This window comes from Micrococcus sp. KRD096 (genome assembly GCF_017168495.1).
Classification (GTDB): domain Bacteria; phylum Actinomycetota; class Actinomycetes; order Actinomycetales; family Micrococcaceae; genus Micrococcus; species Micrococcus luteus.
Window position 1 is genome coordinate 32,027 of record NZ_JABFAY010000010.1, and the last position, 20,789, is coordinate 52,815.

At 73.6% G+C, this 20,789-nt stretch carries 16 protein-coding genes, 1 tRNA gene and 1 other RNA gene; 9 read left to right on the forward strand and 9 right to left on the reverse strand.

What is annotated here, in order from left to right; translation table 11 throughout:
• On the reverse strand, window positions 1–2,103 hold a 2,103-nt coding region (locus J1M41_RS12010), incomplete at its 3' end, for a DNA polymerase III subunit gamma and tau (RefSeq protein WP_342214063.1).
• Between the two features lie 78 nt (window positions 2,104–2,181).
• Between J1M41_RS12010 and J1M41_RS04345 the strand changes: the two genes are divergently transcribed.
• Window positions 2,182–2,847 carry a malonic semialdehyde reductase gene (locus J1M41_RS04345; protein WP_049146682.1) on the forward strand — a complete coding sequence of 222 codons (666 nt, stop codon included), beginning with the start codon at window positions 2,182–2,184 and terminating at the stop codon, window positions 2,845–2,847.
• A gap of 39 nt (window positions 2,848–2,886) precedes the next feature.
• Here the strand turns inward: J1M41_RS04345 and gluQRS are convergent, their stop codons facing one another.
• Together gluQRS and ffs are read right to left on the reverse strand one after the other, a co-directional pair.
• Window positions 2,887–3,873: a tRNA glutamyl-Q(34) synthetase GluQRS gene (gene gluQRS / locus J1M41_RS04350; RefSeq protein ID WP_206451224.1), complete on the reverse strand. Its 987-nt coding sequence runs from the start codon at window positions 3,871–3,873 to the stop codon at window positions 2,887–2,889.
• Between the two features lie 17 nt (window positions 3,874–3,890).
• Window positions 3,891–3,987, reverse strand: an RNA gene (ffs, locus tag J1M41_RS04355) — signal recognition particle sRNA small type.
• Window positions 3,988–4,142: 155 nt separating this feature from the next.
• Between ffs and J1M41_RS04360 the strand changes: the two genes are divergently transcribed.
• Both J1M41_RS04360 and J1M41_RS04365 read left to right on the forward strand, forming a co-directional pair.
• Window positions 4,143–4,228: transfer RNA gene (locus J1M41_RS04360), tRNA-Ser, on the forward strand.
• A 217-nt stretch (window positions 4,229–4,445) separates the two neighbouring features.
• Window positions 4,446–6,008 carry a sodium:alanine symporter family protein gene (locus J1M41_RS04365; protein ID WP_044658695.1) on the forward strand — a complete coding sequence of 521 codons (1,563 nt, stop codon included), beginning with the start codon at window positions 4,446–4,448 and terminating at the stop codon, window positions 6,006–6,008.
• An 87-nt stretch (window positions 6,009–6,095) separates the two neighbouring features.
• Here J1M41_RS04365 and poxB read toward each other — a convergent pair whose 3' ends face one another.
• Together poxB and J1M41_RS04375 are read right to left on the reverse strand one after the other, a co-directional pair.
• Window positions 6,096–7,811, reverse strand: a complete 1,716-nt coding sequence (gene poxB / locus J1M41_RS04370; RefSeq protein WP_206451225.1) for a ubiquinone-dependent pyruvate dehydrogenase — start codon at window positions 7,809–7,811, stop codon at window positions 6,096–6,098.
• A gap of 130 nt (window positions 7,812–7,941) precedes the next feature.
• Complete coding sequence (locus J1M41_RS04375) at window positions 7,942–8,838, reverse strand: haloacid dehalogenase (protein ID WP_095695274.1); 897 nt, start codon at window positions 8,836–8,838, stop codon at window positions 7,942–7,944.
• 114 nt (window positions 8,839–8,952) lie between these two features.
• Here J1M41_RS04375 and J1M41_RS04380 point away from each other — a divergent pair, with 114 nt between their 5' ends.
• Window positions 8,953–9,885, forward strand: coding sequence for a TspO/MBR family protein (locus J1M41_RS04380; protein WP_078025393.1), 933 nt, complete (start codon window positions 8,953–8,955; stop codon window positions 9,883–9,885).
• A gap of 150 nt (window positions 9,886–10,035) precedes the next feature.
• A complete protein-coding gene (locus tag J1M41_RS04385) occupies window positions 10,036–11,016 on the forward strand; it encodes a thermonuclease family protein (RefSeq protein ID WP_206451226.1) in 981 nt (326 codons plus the stop codon).
• Between the two features lie 93 nt (window positions 11,017–11,109).
• Here the strand turns inward: J1M41_RS04385 and J1M41_RS04390 are convergent, their stop codons facing one another.
• The 3 genes from J1M41_RS04390 to J1M41_RS04400 form a co-directional block, all read right to left on the reverse strand.
• Window positions 11,110–12,207, reverse strand: a complete 1,098-nt coding sequence (locus tag J1M41_RS04390) for a YihY/virulence factor BrkB family protein (protein ID WP_342214064.1) — start codon at window positions 12,205–12,207, stop codon at window positions 11,110–11,112.
• Window positions 12,208–12,314: 107 nt separating this feature from the next.
• A complete protein-coding gene (locus J1M41_RS04395; protein ID WP_206451227.1) occupies window positions 12,315–13,733 on the reverse strand; it encodes an L-serine ammonia-lyase in 1,419 nt (472 codons plus the stop codon).
• 184 nt (window positions 13,734–13,917) lie between these two features.
• Window positions 13,918–14,688, reverse strand: coding sequence for an NUDIX hydrolase (locus tag J1M41_RS04400; RefSeq protein WP_241247725.1), 771 nt, complete (start codon window positions 14,686–14,688; stop codon window positions 13,918–13,920).
• A gap of 202 nt (window positions 14,689–14,890) precedes the next feature.
• Here J1M41_RS04400 and J1M41_RS04405 point away from each other — a divergent pair, with 202 nt between their 5' ends.
• From J1M41_RS04405 to J1M41_RS04415, 3 genes are all read left to right on the forward strand, one after another.
• Window positions 14,891–15,673, forward strand: a complete 783-nt coding sequence (locus J1M41_RS04405; protein WP_063189076.1) for an electron transfer flavoprotein subunit beta/FixA family protein — start codon at window positions 14,891–14,893, stop codon at window positions 15,671–15,673.
• Window positions 15,674–15,696: 23 nt separating this feature from the next.
• Window positions 15,697–16,707 carry an electron transfer flavoprotein subunit alpha/FixB family protein gene (locus J1M41_RS04410; protein ID WP_152744005.1) on the forward strand — a complete coding sequence of 337 codons (1,011 nt, stop codon included), beginning with the start codon at window positions 15,697–15,699 and terminating at the stop codon, window positions 16,705–16,707.
• 230 nt (window positions 16,708–16,937) lie between these two features.
• Window positions 16,938–18,449, forward strand: a complete 1,512-nt coding sequence (locus tag J1M41_RS04415) for a cytochrome b/b6 domain-containing protein (protein ID WP_241247726.1) — start codon at window positions 16,938–16,940, stop codon at window positions 18,447–18,449.
• Window positions 18,450–18,582: 133 nt separating this feature from the next.
• Here J1M41_RS04415 and J1M41_RS04420 read toward each other — a convergent pair whose 3' ends face one another.
• Window positions 18,583–19,428: an acyl-CoA thioesterase domain-containing protein gene (locus J1M41_RS04420; RefSeq protein ID WP_241247727.1), complete on the reverse strand. Its 846-nt coding sequence runs from the start codon at window positions 19,426–19,428 to the stop codon at window positions 18,583–18,585.
• A gap of 223 nt (window positions 19,429–19,651) precedes the next feature.
• Here J1M41_RS04420 and J1M41_RS04425 point away from each other — a divergent pair, with 223 nt between their 5' ends.
• A complete protein-coding gene (locus J1M41_RS04425) occupies window positions 19,652–20,785 on the forward strand; it encodes an acyl-CoA dehydrogenase family protein (protein WP_206451228.1) in 1,134 nt (377 codons plus the stop codon).
• Window positions 20,786–20,789: the final 4 nt, after the last annotated feature.

Here is a 20,789-nt window from a genome sequence, read left to right on the forward strand (position 1 = left end):
CGGCGGGGTGGGGCGGGAGGACTCCGGCTCGCGCGGGGCCGGCCCCGGTGCCGGAGCGGGCCGGTTCGGCTGCGCCGCCGGTCGGTCGGGCCGGCCCTGCTGCGGGGCCGGACGCTCAGGCCGGTCCGTCCGCGCCGGGCCGGCCGGGCGAGCGCCGGACTGTGCGCGGGCGTCCCCGGTCGGCGCGTCCCCACCGAGGATCAGATCGAGCCGCGGGCGGATGCCGAGCACCTGGTGGACGGCCTCGCCGAGCACGCGGTCACCGCCCCGGCCGAGCAGCGACTGGCGGGGCCCGTCCTGCTGGAAGCCGATCGTCAGCAACGAGCCGTCGTAGCCCGCGACGCTCGCGTTGTCCTTCACCAGCATCCACACCAGGCGTGAGGCGTCCTCGAGGGCCGTGAGGATGTCCGGCCAGGCCCGGCGGATCATCTCCACCTGGCTCGCCGCCGGGGCGGGCGTGGGGCTCGACGGCGCGGCCGTCTCCTCCGGCCCGTGGGCGGGGGCCGGCGCGGCACCGGTGCGCTCCTGGGCCTGGGACCGGCCCTCGGGCTCGGGCCGGCCCTCAGGCTCGGCGCGGCTCCCGGCCTCCGGGCGGCGCGTGTCCCCGGAACGGGCCCCGACCTCAGCCGGTTCGGGCCGCTTGGGCTGCGGCGGCTGCTGCGGACGCTCGGACCCCGTGGCCCCGGCGGCGGCGTCCCCCTCCGGCGCCTCTGCCGCGGACTGCGGGGCAGGCGGCGTCCAGCGCTCCGGCGGGGCGGTGGACGCGGTCGGCGCGGGCTCCTCCGGCCGCCGCATGGCGGCCCGGGCGAGCGCGGCACCGGTCAGAGTGCCGGAGCCCTCCGCGTTCTCGGCCGATCCGCCGCCGTCCGCGGCGGGCGTGCCGGACCGGGCCGGCGTCGTCGTGCCCTCCGGGGCGCCGTCCTCGACGGGCGCGGCGCCACCGAGCTCCAGGCGCCGTTCGAGGGCCTCGAGGCGGGCGGCCAGGCCGCGGTGCGTCTCGTCCGAGGCAGGCAGCAGCAGGCGCGCCATGAGCAGCTCGAGGTGCAGGCGGGGACTGGTGGCCCCCACCATGTCCGTCAGCGCGAGGTTGGTGACGTCCGCGAGGCGGGAGAGCTCCGCGCGGGAGAGCTGCGCGGCCTGCGCCGACAGACGCCGCACCTGGTCCTCCGGCATGCCGTGCAGGATCGCCCCGGCCTCCTCCGGCAGGGCACGGGCGATCACGAGGTCGCGGAAGCGGTCCAGCAGGTCCTCGACGAAGCGGCGCGGGTCCTGGCCGGACTGCACCACGCGGTCCACCACGCGGAACACGGTGGGGGTGTCGTCCGCGGCGACGGCGTCGATCACGTCGTCCAGCAGGGCTTCCGGGGTGAAGCCGAGCAGGCTCACCGCGAGCTCGTAGGAGACCTGGCCCTCCTGGGCACCCGCGATCAGCTGGTCCAGCACGGAGAGCGTGTCACGCACCGAGCCCGTGCCGGCGCGCACCACGAGCGGCAGCACGCCCTTCTCCACGGACACGCCCTCCTCCGCGCACAGCTGCTCGAGGTAGGCGATGAGCGGCTCCGGCGGCACGAGCCGGAACGGGTAGTGGTGGGTGCGGGAGCGGATGGTCCCGATGACCTTCTCCGGCTCCGTGGTGGCGAAGATGAACTTCAGGTGCTCCGGCGGCTCCTCCACGATCTTGAGCAGCGCGTTGAAGCCCGCCGCGGTGACCATGTGCGCCTCGTCGATGATGAGGATCTTGTAGCGGTCCCGGACCGGGGCGAACGTGGCCCGCTCGCGCAGGCCGCGGGCGTCCTCCACACCGCCGTGCGAGGCCGCGTCGATCTCCAGCACGTCCAGCGAGCCCGGCCCGCCGGTGGCCAGGTCCCGGCACGAGTCGCACTCGCCGCACGGCGTGGGCGTGGGGCCTTGGGCGCAGTTCAGGCAGCGCGCGAGGATGCGGGCGGACGTGGTCTTGCCGCAGCCGCGCGGGCCGGAGAAGAGGTAGGCGTGGTTCACGCGGTCCTTCGCCAGTGCGGTGCGCAGCGGGACCGTGACATGGTCCTGCCCGATCACGTCCTCGAAACGGTCCGGGCGGTAGCGGCGGTACAGGGCGGTGCTCACCCTCGAAAGCCTATCCGGCGGGCGGACGGGCTAAGGGAGCCGGGGAATGCGCCCACCCACCGGCCCGTTCCCTGGCCCATGACCACCACGCACATGCACACCGACGCCGAGGACACGATCCACCCCACGCAGCCGGCCCCGGACGCGGGACCGCTGAGTCAGGCCGAGATCGACCGCCTCTTCGCGGACCGCCACACGACGCAGCTCTTCTCGGACGAGCCCGTCGACCTCGCGCTGATCGAGCGGGCCTACGCGGACCTCCGCTGGGCGCCGACCGCCATGAACAACCAGCCGCTGCGGCTCGACGTCGTGGACAGCCCCGAGGCCCGCGCCCGCCTGGCTCCGCTGATGATCGAGTTCAACCGGGAGAAGACGGAGCGCGCCCCGCTCACGCTGATCGCCTCCTACGACCTCGACTGGCACCGCCACATGGGCCACCTCGCCCCGTTCCGGGAGGGCTTCGAGGAGGATGCCGAGGGCAAGCCGGGCATGCGCGAGGGGATGGGCCGCACGAACGCGCTCATCCAGGTGGGCTACCTGCTCGTGGCCCTGCGCGCCCACGGGCTCGAGGTCGGCCCCATGGCCGGGTTCGACGCCGCCGCCGTGGACGCCGAGTTCCATGCGGACCGTGCCTGGAAGTCCCTCCTGGTGATCAACGTGGGCCACGCCGCCGCAGACGACGAGAAGGCGCAGCAGCCCCGCCAGGGCCGCCTCGACTTCGACCAGGCCGCCCAGGTCCTCTGACCGGGGCCGGGCCTGCGGCGGACCAGGGCGCCGGCCCGTTCAGAGCCCGGTGAACACCCACGGATCACGCGGCAGGGCGGCCGGGTCGAACGCGGGCACGGCGGCCGCCAGCGGTCCCGCGGGCAGGCCGAGGGACTCCAGCAGCCGGTCCCGCACCCGCTCGGGGGTCCACGCCGGGTCCTGCGCGGAGAGGTCCTCGAGGGTCACGGCGCCGTCCCGCTTGGCCAGCCGCCGCCCCTCCGTGTTCAGCACGAGCGGCACGTGCAGGTACTCCACCGCGGGCGTCGGCTCCCCGCGCGCGGCGCACAGCGCCTCGGCCAGCCAGCGCTGGCGCGGGGCCGAGTCGAGCAGGTCGTCGCCGCGGACCACCTGGTCCACGTCCTGCGCCAGGTCGTCCACGACGACGGCCAGGTTGTACGCGTACGCCCCGTCGTTCCGGCGCAGCACCAGGTCGTCGACCAGGCCCGTGACCTCGCCGTGCAGCACGTCCACGGCGGTCGCGCGCGGGATCTCGCCCGCCGGCAGGCCCGCGACCTTCGCCACGTCGATCCGCAGGGCGGCGGGGCGCACCCGCCGTCGCTCGGCCCGCTCGGCCTCGGTCAGGCCGCGGCAGGTGCCCGGATAGAAGCCGGGCGGACGCAGCGGCACGGCGCCGCCGGAGGCGGGGGCGCCGTCGTCGGGTCGCGGGTGCGGGGCCGACGTCGCCTCGGCGATGTCCTTGCGCGAGCAGAAGCACTCGTAGACCGCGTCCGCGCCGTGCGCGGCGCGCAGGGCGGCCACGGCGGCGTCGTACAGGGCGGTGCGCTCGGACTGGCGCACCGGCTCGGCGTCCCAGTCCAGCCCGACGGCGGCCAGGTCAGCCCGCTGCCCGGCCTCGGCCCCGGAGCGGACGCGGTCCAGGTCTTCGATCCGCAGCAGGAAGGCGCGGTCCGTGGCGCGCGCCGCGAGCCACGCGACGAGCGCGGTGCGCAGGTTGCCCAGGTGCAGGCTCCCCGTGGGGGAGGGGGCGTAGCGTCCGGCGGGCATGGGATCTCCTGGGGGAAAGTGAAGACCCCTCACGCACCTGCCAGAGCCCACCTACCCTTGCTACCTTCCGGTCCTGGGGGAGTTCAGCGAGATGACACCACGTGAGGGGCCGCCCACGACTCTACCAGGGCGGCGGTGGGCGGGGCGATTCGGGCCGCGGCGAGACCCGGACCGGGCCCTCGCCTCCCGCGGGGGATTGGCGCAGCCCAGGACGATCTGGTTATGATGGAGCCTGCCCTCGCGCGGTCCGCCGCATGAGGGCGCACCAAGGAGGATTCGCCTAGCGGCCTATGGCGCACGCCTGGAACGCGTGTTGGGTTAACAGCCCTCGGGGGTTCAAATCCCCCATCCTCCGCGGGCAAGCCCCGGGACCCCAGTGGTTCCGGGGCTTTTCGCATGTCCGGGGCCGCTGTCGTCGCGGGCCGCGCGCCCGGATTCCCGATCCGCCACGCTGGATGCGAGACGCGGGTCACATTTGCGCGTATCCTTCTCCCCAGTCGTCCGGGACCGCCGGCGGCCGCCGCTCGGAGCTCGCACCGCACCGGCCATCCCCACCCCGATCTGGAGACCCCATGTCCTTCGCAGATCTCATCACCGCCGTGAACGACGTCATCTGGTCCCCGGCCCTGATCTGGCTCTGCCTGATCGTCGGCCTCTACTTCACCATCCGGACCATGTTCCTGCAGTTCGTGAACATCCCGGACATGGTGAAGCAGCTCCGCGAGGGCCAGGACTCCGCGGACGGCACCTCGTCCCTCCAGTCCCTCATGATGTCGCTCGCCGGCCGCGTCGGCATGGGCAACATCGGCGGCGTCGCCACAGCCATCGCGTTCGGCGGCCCCGGTGCCGTGTTCTGGATGTGGGTCATGGCCCTGCTCGGCGCCGCCACGTCCTTCATCGAGTCCACGCTCGGCCAGATCTACAAGGAGCGCGACCCGGACACCGGCGAGTACCGCGGCGGCCCGGCGTACTACTTCGAGAAGGCCTACAAGCACACGGCCGCCGCCCCCGCGTTCAAGGTGTACGCCATCCTGTTCGCCGTCGTCACCGTCTTCGCCACCAGCTACTTCCTGCCGGGCGTGCAGGCCAACGGCGTGGCCGCGGCCGTGGGCGAGGCGTGGGCCGTGCCCGCCTGGGTCGTGGCCCTGGCCATGGTCATCCTGCTGGCCTTCATCGTCCTGGGCGGCGTGAAGCGCATCGCGACGTTCGCCGTCTACGTGGTGCCCGTGATGGCCGTGCTGTACATCATCCTCGCGCTGATCGTGCTGTTCCTGAACTTCGACCAGATCCCCGAGGTCTTCGGCTCCATCTTCGCCAGCGCGTTCGGCGTGCACGCCGTGTTCGGCGCGATCCTCGGCCTCGCCATCCAGTGGGGCGTGAAGCGCGGCGTCTACTCCAACGAGGCCGGCCAGGGCACGGGCCCGCACGCCGCCGCGGCCGCGGAGGTCTCGCACCCGGCAAAGCAGGGCTTCGTGCAGGCGTTCGCCGTGTACATCGACACGCTCTTCGTCTGCTCGGCCACCGCGTTCATCATCATCTCCACGGGCGCCTACCGGGTGTACTCGGACGGGTCCGGCTCCGGCCTGCTGTTCGAGGGCATCGTCTCGCCGACGGCCTCCGAGGGCCCGGCCTTCGTCCAGACCGGCTTCGACGCCGTGTTCTCCGGCTTCGGCCCCACGTTCGTGGCCGTGGCGCTGGCGTTCTTCGCCTTCACCACGATCGTGGCGTACTACTACATGGCCGAGGTCAACATCGTGTTCCTCACGCGCAACCTGCGCAACGGCATGGTCCGCCGCGTCGCGCTGCGCTTCCTGCAGGCCCTGATCCTCGTGTCGGTGGCCTACGGCGCCGTCGCCACCACGGGTGCGGCCTGGGGCCTCGGCGACATCGGCGTGGGCTCCATGGCCTGGCTGAACATCCTCGGCATCCTGGTGCTGCAGGGCCCGGCCCTCAAGGCCCTCAAGGACTACCGCGCACAGAAGCGCCAGGGTCTCGACCCGCAGTTCGACCCGCGCCCGCTCGGCATCCGCAACGCGGACTTCTGGGAGCACCGCGCCGACGGCCTGATCACCCAGGGCGTCGCCGGCACGGCCGAGCACCCGATCGTCGCCGAGGGCGGCGCCCACCGCGCCTGACCTACCGGCGGGGCTGGGCTCTCCCCGCCCCACCACGACGACGGCCCGGACGCCGCCAGCGTCCGGGCCGTCGTCGTGCGCGGCAGGTCAGAACAGCTGGCGCAGGTTCGCCTTCGCGAGGTCGAGCAGCTTGGTGCCCTTGCCGTCGAGGACGGTGCGCATGGCGTAGAGCGCGAACCCCTTGGCCTGCTCGAACTCGATGCTCGGCGGGATCGTCAGCTCCTGACGCTCGGTCTTGACCACCAGCAGCGCCGGCCCGTCGTGGGCGAGGAACTCGCGCATCACCGCGGGCAGGTCCGTCGTGTGGTCCGCGCGGAAGCCCTTGATGCCGACCGCCTCCGCGATCGCCGCGAAGTCCGGGTTCTCCAGGCCCGTCCCATAGGGGACGAACCCGGCGGCCATCATCTCGAGCTCCACGAAGTTCAGCGAGTCGTTGTCGAACACGAGCGTCTTCACGGGCAGGTCGTTCTGCACGAACGACAGCAGCTCGCCGAGCATCATGGCCAGCCCGCCGTCGCCGGCCATCGCCACCACCTGGCGGGTGGGGTCGACCGCCTGGGCGCCGACCGCCTGGGTGACCGCGTTGGCCATGGAGCCGTGGGACAGGGAGCCGATGATCCGGCGGCGCCCGTTCATCGTCAGGTACCGGGAAGCCCAGATCACGGGGGAGCCGACGTCGGGCAGGAACACCACGTCGTCGTCGGCCAGCTCGTCGAGGAGGCGGGCCACGTACTGCGGATGCACGCGTCCGCGTCCCGGGGAGGCCAGCTGGTCGAGGTCCTTGCGGGTCTTGGCGTAGTGCTTGAGCGCCTTGTCCAGGAACGCCGACGACGAGTTCCCGCGCAGCAGCGGCAGCAGGGCCTGGGCCGTCTCCTTCACGCCGCCCACGAGCGGCACGTCCACGGCCACCCGTCGGCCGATCTGCTCGCCGCGCACGTCCACCTGGATGACCGTGGCGTCCTCGGGGTAGAACTGCCGGTACGGCAGGGAGGAGCCGAGGATCAGCAGCGTCTCGGCCTCCTTGAGCGCGTGGTAGCCGGAGGCGAAGCCGAGCAGGCCGGTCAAGCCGACGTCATACGGGTTGTCGTACTCGATCCGGTCCTTGCCGCGCAGCGCGTGGACGATCGGGGCCTGCAGGCGCTCCGCCAGGGCCACGACCTCGTCGTGGGCGCCGGCCGCACCCGCGCCGGCCAGGATGGTGATCCGCTTGGACGAGTCCAGGGCCTCGGCGGCCTCGCGCAGCACGGAGTCGGCCGGGATGACGCGGGACGGCGTGTGACGGATCACCTCGGGCTTCGCGGAGAGCTCGGTGAGGGCCACGTCGCCCGGGATCACGAGCACGGCCACGCCCCGCTGCTCGACGGCGGCCCGCATCGCGGTGCGCAGCATGCGGGGCATCTGGTCCGCCGAGGAGACGTGCTCCACGTAGACGGAGCACTCGCGGAACAGGTCCTGCGGGTGGGTCTCCTGGAAGTAGCCCGAGCCGATCTCCTCCGACGGGATGTGCGCGGCGATCGCGAGCACCGGGGTGCGGGAGCGCTGCGCGTCGAACAGGCCATTGATCAGGTGGAGGTTGCCCGGACCGCACGAGCCCACGCAGACCGCGAGCTCGTCCGTGAGCTGGGACTCGGCGGAGGCGGCGAAGGCCGCGGTCTCCTCGTGCCGGGTGTGCACCCACTGGATGCCGCCGTGGGAGCGCAGGGCCTCGGTCAGCCCGTTGAGGGAGTCCCCGGGCACGCCGTACATGCGGCGCACGCCCGAGGCGTGGAGGGTCTCGACGATGTTCTGGGCGACGGTGGCCACGGTGGAACCTCTCTCTGGTCGGGAGGCGCCCGGGCCGGTTCGGCAGGGGCGCGGCATTCCCTTCCACGCTAGGGGTCGAGGTCCAGGCCCGGGGAGGGTCGGCCGTCCGCAGAGGGGGCGTCCGGCCTGGTCAGCGCAGCAGGTCGCGCTCCACCCAGCGCAGCAGGGACTCGCCCGCCCGCTCGTGGACGTCGTCGGCGTCGCCGATGCCGCGTTCGGCGAGGATCGCCGCCGTCACCACGCCGTAGGGCTTCTCGGGGACGCCGTCGGCGGGCCGCACGTCCATGTGCTCCACGGCGAGTCCGCGCTCGTGCAGCCGGTCGGCCATGGCGTAGTCGCTGCGCGAGTCGCCCGCGGTGAGCCAGCGTTCGGGCACCGGGGTGCCCGCCTCCGCCAGCAGGTCGAAGCAGCGCTCGACGCCCAGGTCCTTGCCGGAGGAGCGGTGCTCGACGTCCACCGAGATCACCGAGGGGGCCACGCGCACCTCCTCGGCGAGTCCGCGCTCGGCGAGCAGATCCTCGACGCGCGCGGCGACGTCGTCGCGCACCCGCTCGTACTCCGTCTGGTCCGCGCCGACCGTCTTCTCGAGGGAGACCATGGCCAGCTTGGTGCGGTCGGTGAACTGCAGGTCCCCGGCGCGCTCATCGTTGAGGGCCCAGATCGCGTCACGGGTGTCCGCGTCGATGGCCATGTCCGGGTCGGTGCGGAGCCAGTCCGGGGCGGTGCCGTCCACGGTGACGTCGGGCAGGTCCCCGGAGGGCACCGCGGAGAACGGGAACCACACGGCGCCCTTCTCGCAGATCGCGTGGAAGGGAGCGTCGTCCGGGAGGCCCGCGTCGCGCAGCGGGGCGATCAGGTTGTGCAGGAGGAAGTCCGTGGAGCGGCCCGTGTTGAAGCCGACCGGCACCCCGCGCCTCGCGAGGCGGACGAGCACGTCGATGATCCCCTCCGGCACGGTCCGGGTCTCGGTGGAGGCCACGGGGGCGTCCACGTCCAGCAGGAGTCCTATCGGGGAGGAAGTGCGCATGCCCCCACCCTAGGCCGCGGTGGCCCGTGCCCGCGATGGGCCCGGCGGCTACGCTGACCCTGAGACCCGCCCCGCCCGGGGCACACCCCCGACGATCACCCCACGGGAGCACCCATGAGCACCGCCACCGATCTCGGCCCGTCCCGCAGCCCCTTCGGCCCCGACGCCGCGGCGCGCGTCCCCAGCTCGGGGACGGGGCTGTCCTCGACGGGCGGCCGGGTGGCCATGCTCGTGGTCGTGATCCTCGCGGTCGTGGCCGCGTTCCTGGGCTCCGGCGTCGTCGGCGGCCTGACCCCCGTGGCCGAGGCCGCGGGCGGCTGGCTCGGCCCGGACGCCACCTGGGTGTCCCCGGCGACCCCCGCGTTCGGCATCTGGTCCGTGATCTACGCGGGGCTGCTGGCGTACGCCGTGTGGCAGTTCCTCGCCTCGGCCCAGTCCGCCCGTCACGACCGCCTGCGACCGTGGATCCTGGTCTCGGTGCTGCTCAACGCCGCGTGGATCTGGACGGTGCAGGCCGGGCTGCTGGGGCTGAGCGTCGTGGTGATCGCGCTGCTGCTGGCGTGCCTGGCGTGGATCCTGGTGCTCCTCGAATCCGTCCGCGCGCACAGCTGGGGTGAGCGGATCCTCCTGGACGGGGTGCAGGGCCTGCATCTGGGCTGGGTCTCGATCGCCGCCGTGGCGAACCTGGCCGCGTGGCTGGCCTCGACCGGCGTCGTCGGCGATCCGGGGCAGTCGTCCCTCTGGGCGAAGGTGATGCTCGTGGTGGCCGTGCTGATCGGTGCGTTCACGGCCGTGTACAACGGCGGCCGCCCGGCTCCGGCGTTCGCGCTCGCGTGGGGTCTGATGTGGATCGGCGTCGGCCGCGCGGACGGCACGGGGCTGCTCTCGGGCAGCCTCGCCCTCCTGGCGTGGGGCGGCGCGGCGATCGTCCTGCTGTGCTGGCTGGCCGCGCTGCTGCTTTCCCGCCGGTCCGCGACGGGCGAGGCCCGCGACCTCGTCCTCGACGCACTCGACGGCGGCGGCGACCCCATCGACGGCCGTCGCTGACCCCCGTCGTCATTGACGGAACGGGGACCGATGCTGTCGTGACGTGCGGCAACACCTGTGCCTCCCACATGCGATGATGTGGTGATCCGAAGGCCCCGCCTCACGGCGGGGCCTTCGTCATGTCCCCGTCCCTTCCCCTCCAGGATCCTCGTGCCCCTTGCCCGTCTGCGCGCGGCGCTCCCCGCGGCCGCACTGTCCCTGCTCCTGCTCACCGGCTGCACCGCCACCGACGACGGCGTCACCCCGGCGAGCGATGCCGACACCTCCGCGTCGGTCAACACGATGCCGACGACGCCCACCCCCTCCGTCGACGCGGCTGCGACGAGCCGTGCCGCTGCGTCGTCGCTGGCCGCCTCCTCCGCCGCGCAGAGCTCGCGCGCCGCAGCGTCGTCCTCGAGCGGGGCCGCCGAGTCGCGTGCCGCTGAGGGCTCCCGCAGTGCCGAGCCGGCGGCGCCCGCCGCCCCGGCCGACGTCGAGGGAGACGTGGTCACGGTCGAGTCGATCTCGGACGGCGACACGCTCCGCGTGACCCTCGGCGAGGTGTCCACGCGGGTGCGCCTGCTCAACATCGACACCCCCGAGACCCACCACCCCTCGAAGCCGGTCGAGTGCATGGGACCGGAGGCGACGGCGGCGCTGAAGTCGATGATCAGCCCCGGCGACACGGTGGTGCTGCGGTACGATCGCCGGCTCTACGACCGCTACGACCGCCTCCTCGCCGGCGTGTACGCCGACGGCGTCCTGCTCAACGCCGAGATGGCCCGCCTGGGCTACGGCGAGCCGGCGGTCTTCGACGGCAACGACCGTTTCCTGCCCGAGGTCGAGGCGGCGTGGGAGCAGGCCCGGGCGAACGGCGTCGGCAGGTTCTCCGGGGAGTGCGGCACCGCGGCCGAGCCCATCCCGGAGGCGGCCCCGGCCCCCGCCCCGGAGGCGGCCCCCGCGTCCGGCGACGCGGGGCCGGTGAGCGGAGCCGACTCCGTGTGCCCGGACTCCCACCCGGTCAAGGCCAACGACAACTCGGGCATCTACCACGTGCCCGGTCAGCAGCACTACGGCAGGACCAACGCGCGCCACTGCTACGCCTCCGCCGCCGCGGCCCAGGCGGACGGCTACCGCGCGGCCCAGCGCTGAGGGCCCCGCGCACGACGACGGCCGCCCACCTCGCCAGGTGAGCGGCCGTCGTTGTCGGTGCGGAACGTGCGCTCGGCGCCGCGCCGGGCGCGGTCAGCGGCCCTCGTGGACCGCCCGCAGTTCGTAGCCGCGCTCCTCCACGGCCGTCTGCTTCTCGGCGCGCTTCTCCACCCCGGCCACGTCCTTCGGGGGCAGCTGCACCCGAGCCTCGGCGGGCAGGCCGGCCTCGAGCTGGCGGGCACGCTCCACCTCGGCGTCGACCTCCAGGCCGAGCAGCAGCACGATGTTGAAGATCCACAGGGCGAACAGCAGCGCCATGACCGTGCCGATCGCACCGTACGCCGAGTAGCCGGCGAACTGCGTGAAGTACACGGACAGGGCCACCGCGGCCAGCACCATGCCCACCAGCGCCACGATGTTGCCGGGGCCGAAGAGGTGGAAGCGCGGCTTCTGGACGTTCGGGGTGGTGTAGTACAGGGTCGCGATCAGCACCAGCAGGATCACGACGACGACAGGCCACTTCGCCCACGCCCACACCGGCAGGAACGTGTCCGAGAGGAAGTTCACCACGCCGGTCATGCCGAGCGGCCCGGCGATCGGCTGGAGGAAGCCGTCCACGAGCGAGCGGTTCAGCGCCAGCGAGAGCAGCACGACCACGATGCCCACGATCAGGATGAGCGTGGTGAGCAGGTTGGTCAGCGTCAGCTTCACCAGGCCGCGGCCCTCCTCGTAGCCGTACACCGTGTTGGCCGAGCGGTTGAACGCCTTCACGTACGCGGAGGCGGACCACAGGGCGGTCGCGATGCCGATGATGAGGGCGATGATCCCGCCGCCTGAGCCGGCCGAGTCGCTCATGGTGGTCACCAGGTTCGTGACGAGCGACTGGTAGTCGCTCGGGACCAGGCCGGTCAGCTCCCCCAGCAGATCGTCGATGGCCCCGCGGTTGGAGGCGAGCACGAGGGACAGGATGGAGAACACGGCCAGCAGGGAAGGGGCCAGCGAGAGCACCAGGTAGTAGGTGAGCTTCGCGGCCAGGTCGGTGCCGCCGTCGTTGCCGAACTCCTTGAGCGCGCGTGTGAGCGCGTACTTCCAGCCGGCGCCGTCGAGCTTCACGCCCTTGAGCCTCTCGGCACGCTGGTCGGGATCGATCTTCGCGGCCTCCAGGGTCGCGTCCACAGGATGAATGGCCACGTCGGTCCTCTCGCGCTCGGGGGCAGGGTGCGGGTCGGGCCCCACGGTAGCGGACGGGTGCCCCGTCCGTCCCGACCGGAGCTGCGCTGGGCCGCGGACCCGGGCGATCAGCACTCGATGACGTTCACGGCCAGGCCGCCGCGCGAGGTCTCCTTGTACTTGGACTTCATGTCCGCGCCGGTGTCGCGCATGGTCGTGATGGCCTGGTCCAGGGTCACCCGGTGCGAGCCGTCCCCCAGCAGTGCCAGCCGGGCCGCGTTGATGGCCTTCACCGACGCGATCGCGTTGCGTTCGATGCACGGCACCTGGACGAGACCGCCCACGGGGTCGCACGTCAGCCCGAGGTTGTGCTCGATCCCGATCTCGGCCGCGTTCTCCACCTGGTCCACGGTGCCGCCGAGCACGGCGCACAGGGCGCCCGCCGCCATGGAGCAGGCCGAGCCGACCTCGCCCTGGCAGCCGACCTCGGCGCCGGAGATGGAGGCGTTGCGCTTGTACAGGATGCCGATCGCCGCCGCGGTGAGCAGGAACTCGACCACCTTGTCGTCCCGCTCCTGCTGCGTGGCGCCCTCGGGGAGCACGAAGCGCATGTAGTAGAGCATGACGGCCGGGATGATGCCCGCGGCGCCGTTCGTGGGCGCGGTGACGATGCGCCCGCCCGAGGCGTTCTCCTCGTTCACCGCGAGCGCGAAGAGGTTGACCCACTCCATGGCCCACATGGGGTCGGTGCGATTGGTGGTCTGCAACAGGTGCTCCCGCAGCGCGGGGGCCCGGCGGCGGACCTGCAGTCCGCCGGGCAGGATCGGCTCGGTGCGGGTCACGCCGTTGTGGACGCATTCCTCCATGACGGCCCAGATGGCCAGCAGCTGGGTGCGCAGCTCGTCGAGGTCGTGGCGGGTGGCCTCGTTGGCGAGCATGAGCTCCGCGATGCTCAGGCCCGCCTCGTGGCAGCGGGCGGCGAGCTCGGCGCCCGTGGAGAAGGGGTACGGTTCGCCGGTGTCGCCGTCGTCGGTGCGGTTGACGTCCTTGGTGGCGTCCAGCTCGGCCTCGAGCTCGTCCGAGGTGACCACGAAGCCGCCGCCCACCGAGTAGTAGTCGCGGGTGTGAAGCTGTTCGCCGGCGTCGTCGTAGGCGGTCAGACGCATGCCGTTCGGATGCCCGGGCAGGGACTCGCGCATGTGCAGCGTCAGGTCGCCCTGCCGGTCGAAGGCGATCTCGTGGCGCCCGTCCAGGGGCAGTCGGCCGCCCGTGACGATCTCCTCCACGAGCCCGGTGCAGGCGTCCGGGTCGATGGTCTCGGGGTCCTGGCCGGCCAGGCCAAGCAGCACCGCGGTGTCCGAGCCGTGGCCCACGCCGGTGGCCGCCAGCGAGCCGAACAGCTCGGCGTGCACGCGGGCGGTGCGCTCGAGGACGCCGTGCTGGCCCATGCTGTCCGTGAAGCGGCGGGCAGCACGCATGGGCCCCACGGTGTGGGACGAGGACGGGCCGATGCCGATCGAGAACAGGTCGAGGACGCTGAGCGCCATGCAGTGCTCCTAGGGTGCGAGCGGGACGCGCGGCGGCCGGGGGTGCGGGCCGGACGCGCGGAGCCGGGAGATCCAGTGCAGACCAGACTAGGGGCACGGGGCCCTGCAGGCCATGGGGTCGCGGCTCGCGGTCCGCGCTGCTCTCCGGCCCGTCACCCACCGCACGGCCCGGAGCCGGGAGCGCTCAGAGGATGTTGTCCTTGGACTCCTCCACCTGCGCGGCCGCGCGGAACGCCATCAGGTCACGCAGATACTCGTCCGCGTGGGGGAACACGGGCCCCTGCCCGGCCACGAGCATGACCCCCTCGAGGGGCTCGAACCGGGAGCGGCCCGCGTGGATGTCCTCGCCGGCGTCGACCAGGGTGCGCAGCTGCCACCATGTGGGGGCCATTAGGTTGACCTCGCCGGCCCGGAAGCGGCGCAGCAGCTCGGCGGGGGACGCCCAGCCGTGGCTGGCCGCCTCGGAGGACATCCGCTCGGGGGACTGGCCCTGCGGCAGGTGGACGGCGAAGAAGAACGTGTCGTAGCGGCGCGGGCCCCCGTGCGGGGTGATCCACCGGGACCACGGCACGAGCGCGCCGGCGTCGGGGCGCAGCCCCTCGCGGTCGAGCAGCTCCCCGAAGTCCACCTCGTGGCGCTCGACGGCGTCGCGCAGCTCGTCGGGGAACGCGGCCACCCGGGCCGGGTCCACGGGAGTGCCGGTGACGGCGTCCCGGGCCAGGAGCACTCCGGTCTCCTCGAACGTCTCGCGGACGGCGGCGGCCAGCACGCGGCCGGCGCCCTCGGCGGGGTCGAGCTCCGTGAGGGTGCCGTGGGCGTCCACGGGCTCGTGCGGCAGCCCGAGGCGCCGGCCCCAGTCGGCCAGATCCGTGCCCTCCCACAGCCGGTCCGGCAGGTCGTCCGCGGGGTCCACACGGCCGCCGGGGAAGGCCGTGGCGTGGGCGCTGAAGGCCATGGTCCCGGCGCGGCGGGGCTCACGGTGCCTCCTCGGTTCGGGCGATCATGGTCCGGACGCACGGGCCGACGACGGCGGCCCCGGCCGCTCCCGCGCGCGGGTCATGCGGCCCGGACGTGCGCGGACCCGTAGTCTGTAGCGTAAGTCACCGTGCTCGGGGCGGAGGCCCCGAGGCGAGACCGCGACCCAAGGAGGAGAGGCCGTGAAGATCCTGGTGCTGGCCAAGCAGGTGCCGGACACGTGGCAGGAGCGTGAGCTGAGCCTGGAGACCGGCTGGGTGGTGCGCGACGGCGCGGCCGAGCCCGTGCCGGACGAGATCAGCGAGCGCGTCATGGAGGTCGCCCTGGGCTGGCGGGACGCCGGCGCGGACATCGAGGTCGTGGCCCTGACGGTGGGCCCCGAGGACTCCTCGAAGACCCTGCGCAAGATGCTGGCCATGGGCGCGGACTCCGCCGTGCAGATCACCGACGACGCACTCGTCGGCTCGGACGCCGTGCAGACAGCTCGCGTGATCGCCGCGGCCGTCGAGAAGGAGGGCGCCGACCTCGTGCTCGCCGGCACGCTGTCCACGGACGGCGGCACCGGCGTGGTGCCCGCCATGGTCGCCGAGCTCCTGGAGCGGCCCTACCTGCCGCACGCCGAGGCCCCCGAGCTGGCCGACGGCGAGCTGACCGGCACCGTGGCGACCTCGGACGCGGACGTGCGCGCCGCCGTCGCCCTGCCCGCCGTGGCGGGCCTGACGGAGAAGACCGCGGAGCCGCGGTTCCCGAACTTCAAGAACATCATGGCGGCCAAGAAGAAGCCGCTCACCGTGCTGTCCCTGGCCGACCTCGGCATCGCCGCGGGCCCGGCCGAGGCCGCCTACCGCTCCGTGATGGTCTCGGCGGACACGCGTCCCGAGCGTGCCGCGGGCGAGAAGGTCACCGACGACGGCACCGCCGCCGAGCGGCTGGTGGAGTTCCTCGCGGGTCGGGGGCTCGTGTGAGCGCGAACGTGGAGGAGACCGAGATGACGACGCAGACCGACGCCGCGAACAGCGGCCAGACCGTGCTGGTGCACGCCGAGATCGGCGCGGACGGAGCGCTCCGCCCGATCGTGGCCGAGCTCCTCGGCGCCGCCGCCACCGTGGGCGTGCCCGAGGCCGTCCTCGTGACCGGCGCGGAGGGCAGGGACGCCGCCGTCGCCCGTCTGGGGGAGTACGGCGCCACGCGCGTCCACGTCCTCGTGGCCGACGACGCCGCCACCACCCTGGGCGACGCCGCCGTGCAGGCCCTCGCCGCCGCGACCGCCCGCACCGCGCCCGTGGCCGTGCTGCTCTCCGGCAGCCCCGAGTCCCGCGCGGTGGCCGGCCGCCTGTCCGTCCGCGCCCGCGGCCCCGTCTGCGCGGATGCCGTGGGGCTGCGCTGGGCCGACGACGAGGTCATCGCCCGCCACTCCGTGTTCGGCGGCGACTACCTCAGCGAGTCCACCGGCGAGGGCGGCCCCCGGATCATCACCGTGCGCCCCGGCGCCGTCGCGGACCGGGCCCCGGCCGTCGAGGCGCCCGAGGTCGTGGAGCTGGCCGCCGCCGAGCTCGGCCCGGTGACCGCCGGCGCCCGGGTGCTCGAGGTGAACGCCCGCACGCAGAACTCCGCCCGTCCGCCCCTGCGCGGCGCGAAGACCGTCGTCGCCGGCGGTCGCGGCGTGGGCTCCGAGGAGGGCTTCGCGATCGTCGAGCAGCTCGCCGACGAGCTCGGCGCCGCCGTGGGCGCCTCGCGTGCCGCCGTCGACTCCGGCTACACCGCGGCCGAGCGCCAGGTGGGCCAGACCGGCGTGATCGTGTCCCCGAACCTGTACATCGCCCTCGGCATCTCCGGCGCCATCCAGCACCTGGCCGGCATGAAGACCGCCAAGACCATCGTGGCGATCGACAAGAACGAGGACGCCGAGATCTTCGAGCACGCCGACTTCGGCGTGGTCGGGGACATCTTCCAGGTGGTCCCGCAGGTCATCGAGCAGCTGCGCACCCGCCGCGGCTGAACCGGTGCGGGCGCGGTCCGCTGCGGACCGCGCCCCTCGGACGAGGAGAAGCATGCCCAAGCAGCGAATGGCCGGCTACGTCCCCCTGAAGGGCGCCCCGGCCGAGACCGAGCCCCCCCGCCCCGGCGCAGGACACCACGACGGCGGCCCCCGCCTCGGCCGCGGCCGCCGTCCCGGTGGCGCCGACCGCGCCGACGTCGGGCCTCACGCCCCTGTCCGCGCGACGCCGCATGGCCGGGTACGTCCCGTTCGCCCGCGAGGCCGAGTGGCTCGGCGGCGCCCCCGCCCCGGCCGCGGGATCGATCCCGGCCGCCGCCCCGGCGCGGTCCGTCGCGCCCGAGCCGATCGCCGCCTCGGCGTCCCCGACGCGGGCCCCCGCACCCGCGGAGACCGAGCCCGTCGTGCCGGACGTGGCGGCCGTCGTCGCCTCCGCGACCGGTGCGCCGGCCGCGGCCGGGGTGGGCGCTCCCGTGGAGTCCGACCTCGTGCCGCTCGCGAAGCGGCGACGCATGGCCGGGTACGTGCCGTTCGCCCGGGAGGGGGAGTGGTTCACCGAGCTCGCCGCCGTGGGCGGCCCCACCGCGCCGGAGATGGTGGCGCAGGAGGTCGTCGCCGAGCCGGCCACCGCCGAGCCCGCCGCCGCGGAGCCGGCCGATGCGGAACCGGCCGTCGCCGCCCCCGTGGCCGCGGCGCCGGCTGCGGAGCCGGCTCCCACCGCGCCGGACACCCGTTCGGCCCCGCCGGCCTCCACCGCGCAGCCGCCCCGGGCCGTCCCCGGGGCCGCCACCGGCACGCCCGCTCGGGCCGCGGAGACGGACGCCGCCGAATCCGCCGCCCCGTCCCGCCTGCGCAAGGCGCTGCCGGCGGTGGCCGGCGTCGTCGTGCTGGCGCTGCTCGCAGTGCTGGCCGGACGCTGGCTGCGGAGCCTCGACCCGGTGGCGGACTTCATCGCGACCTACGACGGGCACCCGGTCCTGCCCGAGGGCACCCCCGAGGGGATGCCCTGGTGGATGGGCTGGCAGCACTTCCTGAACATGTTCCTGATGGTGCTGATCATCCGGACGGGCCTGCAGATCCGTCACGAGACGCGGCCTCCGGCCAACTTCACTCCGACGAAGGACGGCCTGTTCTCCGCGCGGGGCAACACCCCGAAGAAGTTCTCGCTCACCATCTGGATGCACCAGGCCCTCGACGCGCTGTGGCTGCTCAACGGCCTGATCTTCGTGGTGCTGCTGATCGCCACCGGCCACTGGGCGCGGATCGTGCCCACGGACCCGCACGTGTTCCAGCACGCCCTGTCCGCCGGCATCCAATACCTGTCCCTGGACTGGCCCACGGAGAACGGCTGGGTGCACTACAACGCGCTGCAGATGCTCTCCTACGCGCTGGTGGTGTTCGTGGCCGCCCCGCTCGCCGCCCTCACGGGCTGGCGCATGTCCTCGTGGTTCCCCACGGAGGCCAAGGGACTGAACAAGGCGTTCCCCATGGAGGTGGCCCGTAAGGTGCACTTCCCGGTGATGGTCTTCTTCGTGGCGTTCATCGTGGTGCACGTGTTCCTCGTGGCCTTCACGGGCCTGCTGACGAACCTGAACCACATGTACACCTCGCGCGGCGGGGCCACCGACGCGTGGGGCCTCGTGGTGTTCCTCGTGAGCGTGGCGGTCACCGCCGCCGCGTGGTTCTTCCTGAAGCCCGCCTTCACGGCCCCCGTGGCCTCCCGGTTCGGCACCGTGGGCCGCTGAGCCGGCCCCACGACGGTGACGCCTCCTCCTCCCGGGACTTTCGAACGTGATGTCGGGGGAATGAGCGCTTTCGAACGTGGGATAGGGCCTCTCTCACGTTCGAAAGCGCTCGGGCGCCCGGGCGTGCGGGGCGTCAGCTCCGGGCGGCGCGGAAGGTGACCTGCACCTGGACCATCGGCTTGTCGGCCACGGGGACGCCGTCGGCGCCGGCCGGCACGAGGTCCACGTCCACGAGGCGCAGGGACCGGCCGGCGTGCCGCACCCGCGTGAGGGCGACCATCTCGCCGTGCCCCGGGCGCACGAACACCACGCGCACGGCCTGGACGTCGTAGCGCTCGCGGTCCGGCATGGCCGCCTGCGCGGCGGTGACCGCCCGCAGCGTCATGGCCCCGCCGTGGACCGCGCCCGACGGGTTGGCCAGCTCCGGCTTCGGGGCGAAGCGGGCGCCCGCGGTCGGCGCCGCGGCGACGGCGGGGCGCGTGTCCGGATCGGCCGTCGGCAGCGACTCGGGGCGGGCGGCGAGCAGCTCCGGCATGGGCACACGGGTCTCGGCCCCGCGGGGCAGCCGTCCGGCGGCGACGAACTCGGCCATCCGCTCCGGCGCTCCGGCGGGCACCGACTGGAACCAGCCGGTCGCCTCGACCACGCGACGCCCGTCCGCGTCCTCGAGCCACGCGCGGGCCACGCCGCCGCCGGCATCCCAGGCCAGCGGGCGGGTCCAGCACTCCAGCAGCGGGCCGTCCTCGTCCCCGGCCGTGACCGCCGCCGCGTCGAAGGCGGGCAGCGGGCCGAGCACGTTGACCTGCAGCTCGGTGGTGACCACGGTCTCGATGTCCCGGGCCGCGTGGTGCACGGCCACCGCGGTGGCGTTGTCCATGATCACGGTGGCCGCCGCGCCGGTGGGCCGGCCGTCCAGGTCGAGGCACCACGGGCCGACCTCGAACGCGGCCGGGTTGAGGGCGCCGTCCCGCTCGGTCATCAGCGCGTGGCGGCGGATGCCGAACAGCTGTTCCGTGCGGCCGGAGGGGTGGGAGCGGGCTGTCTCTTATACACAACTCCGAGCCCACGAGACGGAGCTACATCTCGTATCCTATTATCGTGGTGACGACAGTCACACCCTGTCGCCGCCCGCGGTGTCACCCCCGCCCCACCCCGTCGTGGACCGCCCGCGCGGCCGGCCCGAGCCCCAGGAGGACGAACCCATGTTCCCCATCACCGACGACCAGAAGGCCCTGGTCGACGCCGTCCGCGACTTCGCCGAGCAGCGCGTCGCCCCGCACGCCCTCGACTGGGACGCCGAGAAGCACTTCCCGGTGGACGTCCTCGCCGAGGCCGGCGAGCTCGGTCTGGGCGGCATCTACGTGGGGGAGGAGTACGGCGGCACCGGCCTGGAGCGCACGGACGCGATCCTGATCTTCGAGGAGCTCGCCAAGGCGGACCCGGCCTTCGCCGCCTACATCTCCATCCACAACATGGTCGCCTGGATGATCGACTCCTTCGGCAGCGACGAGCAGCGCGCCCGCTGGATCCCCGACCTCGTGGGCATGGAGCACCTGGCCAGCTACTGCCTCACCGAACCCGGCGCCGGCTCGGACGCGGCCGCGCTGAAGACCCGCGCCGTCCGCGACGGCGACCACTACGTCCTCAACGGCGTCAAGCAGTTCATCTCCGGCGCCGGCTCCTCCGGCTACTACGTGGTCATGTGCCGCACCGCGGACACGGGCGCCCGGGGGATCTCCGCCGTCGTGGTCCACAAGGACACCCCCGGCCTGTCCTTCGGCCCCAACGAGAAGAAGATGGGCTGGCACACCCAGCCCACGCGCCAGGTGATCTTCGAGGACGTCCGCGTGCCCGTGGCCGACCGCCTCGGCGAGGAGGGCGACGGCTTCCGCATCGCCATGAAGGGCCTCAACGGCGGCCGCCTGAACATCGGCGCCTGCTCGATCGGCGGCGGCCTGGCCGCCCTGGACAAGGCCACCCGCTACCTCAAGGAGCGCAGCGCGTTCGGCGAGCCGCTCACCACCAAGCAGGCCCTCGTCTTCGAGCTCGCGGACATGTCCGTGAAGCTGGAGACCGCCCACACGATGCTCATGCGCGCCGCGGACGCCCTGGACCGCAACGACCCGGACACCGTGCGCCTGTGCGCCATGGCCAAGCTCGTGGCCACCGAGTCCGGCTACGAGGCCGCCGACACCGCCCTGCAGCTGCACGGCGGCTACGGCTACCTGCACGAGTACGGCGTGGAGAAGCTCGTCCGGGACCTGCGCGTGCACCGGATCCTCGAGGGCTCCAACGAGATCATGCGCATGATCGTGGGTCGCGGCCTGATCGGCTGACGCC

Bases quoted from the DNA above. Each gene is read 5' to 3' on its own strand.
- J1M41_RS04345 (WP_049146682.1), top strand. From the start codon at position 2,182: ATGACCACCACGCACATGCACACCGACGCCGAGGACACGATCCACCCC.
- gluQRS (WP_206451224.1), bottom strand. From the start codon at position 3,873: ATGCCCGCCGGACGCTACGCCCCCTCCCCCACGGGGAGCCTGCACCTG.
- J1M41_RS04365 (WP_044658695.1), top strand. From the start codon at position 4,446: ATGTCCTTCGCAGATCTCATCACCGCCGTGAACGACGTCATCTGGTCC.
- J1M41_RS04375 (WP_095695274.1), bottom strand. From the start codon at position 8,838: ATGCGCACTTCCTCCCCGATAGGACTCCTGCTGGACGTGGACGCCCCC.
- J1M41_RS04380 (WP_078025393.1), top strand. From the start codon at position 8,953: ATGAGCACCGCCACCGATCTCGGCCCGTCCCGCAGCCCCTTCGGCCCC.
- J1M41_RS04395 (WP_206451227.1), bottom strand. From the start codon at position 13,733: ATGGCGCTCAGCGTCCTCGACCTGTTCTCGATCGGCATCGGCCCGTCC.
- J1M41_RS04400 (WP_241247725.1), bottom strand. From the start codon at position 14,688: ATGGCCTTCAGCGCCCACGCCACGGCCTTCCCCGGCGGCCGTGTGGAC.
- J1M41_RS04410 (WP_152744005.1), top strand. From the start codon at position 15,697: ATGACGACGCAGACCGACGCCGCGAACAGCGGCCAGACCGTGCTGGTG.
- J1M41_RS04415 (WP_241247726.1), top strand. From the start codon at position 16,938: ATGGCCGGGTACGTCCCGTTCGCCCGCGAGGCCGAGTGGCTCGGCGGC.
- J1M41_RS04420 (WP_241247727.1), bottom strand. From the start codon at position 19,428: ATGACCGAGCGGGACGGCGCCCTCAACCCGGCCGCGTTCGAGGTCGGC.
- J1M41_RS04425 (WP_206451228.1), top strand. From the start codon at position 19,652: ATGTTCCCCATCACCGACGACCAGAAGGCCCTGGTCGACGCCGTCCGC.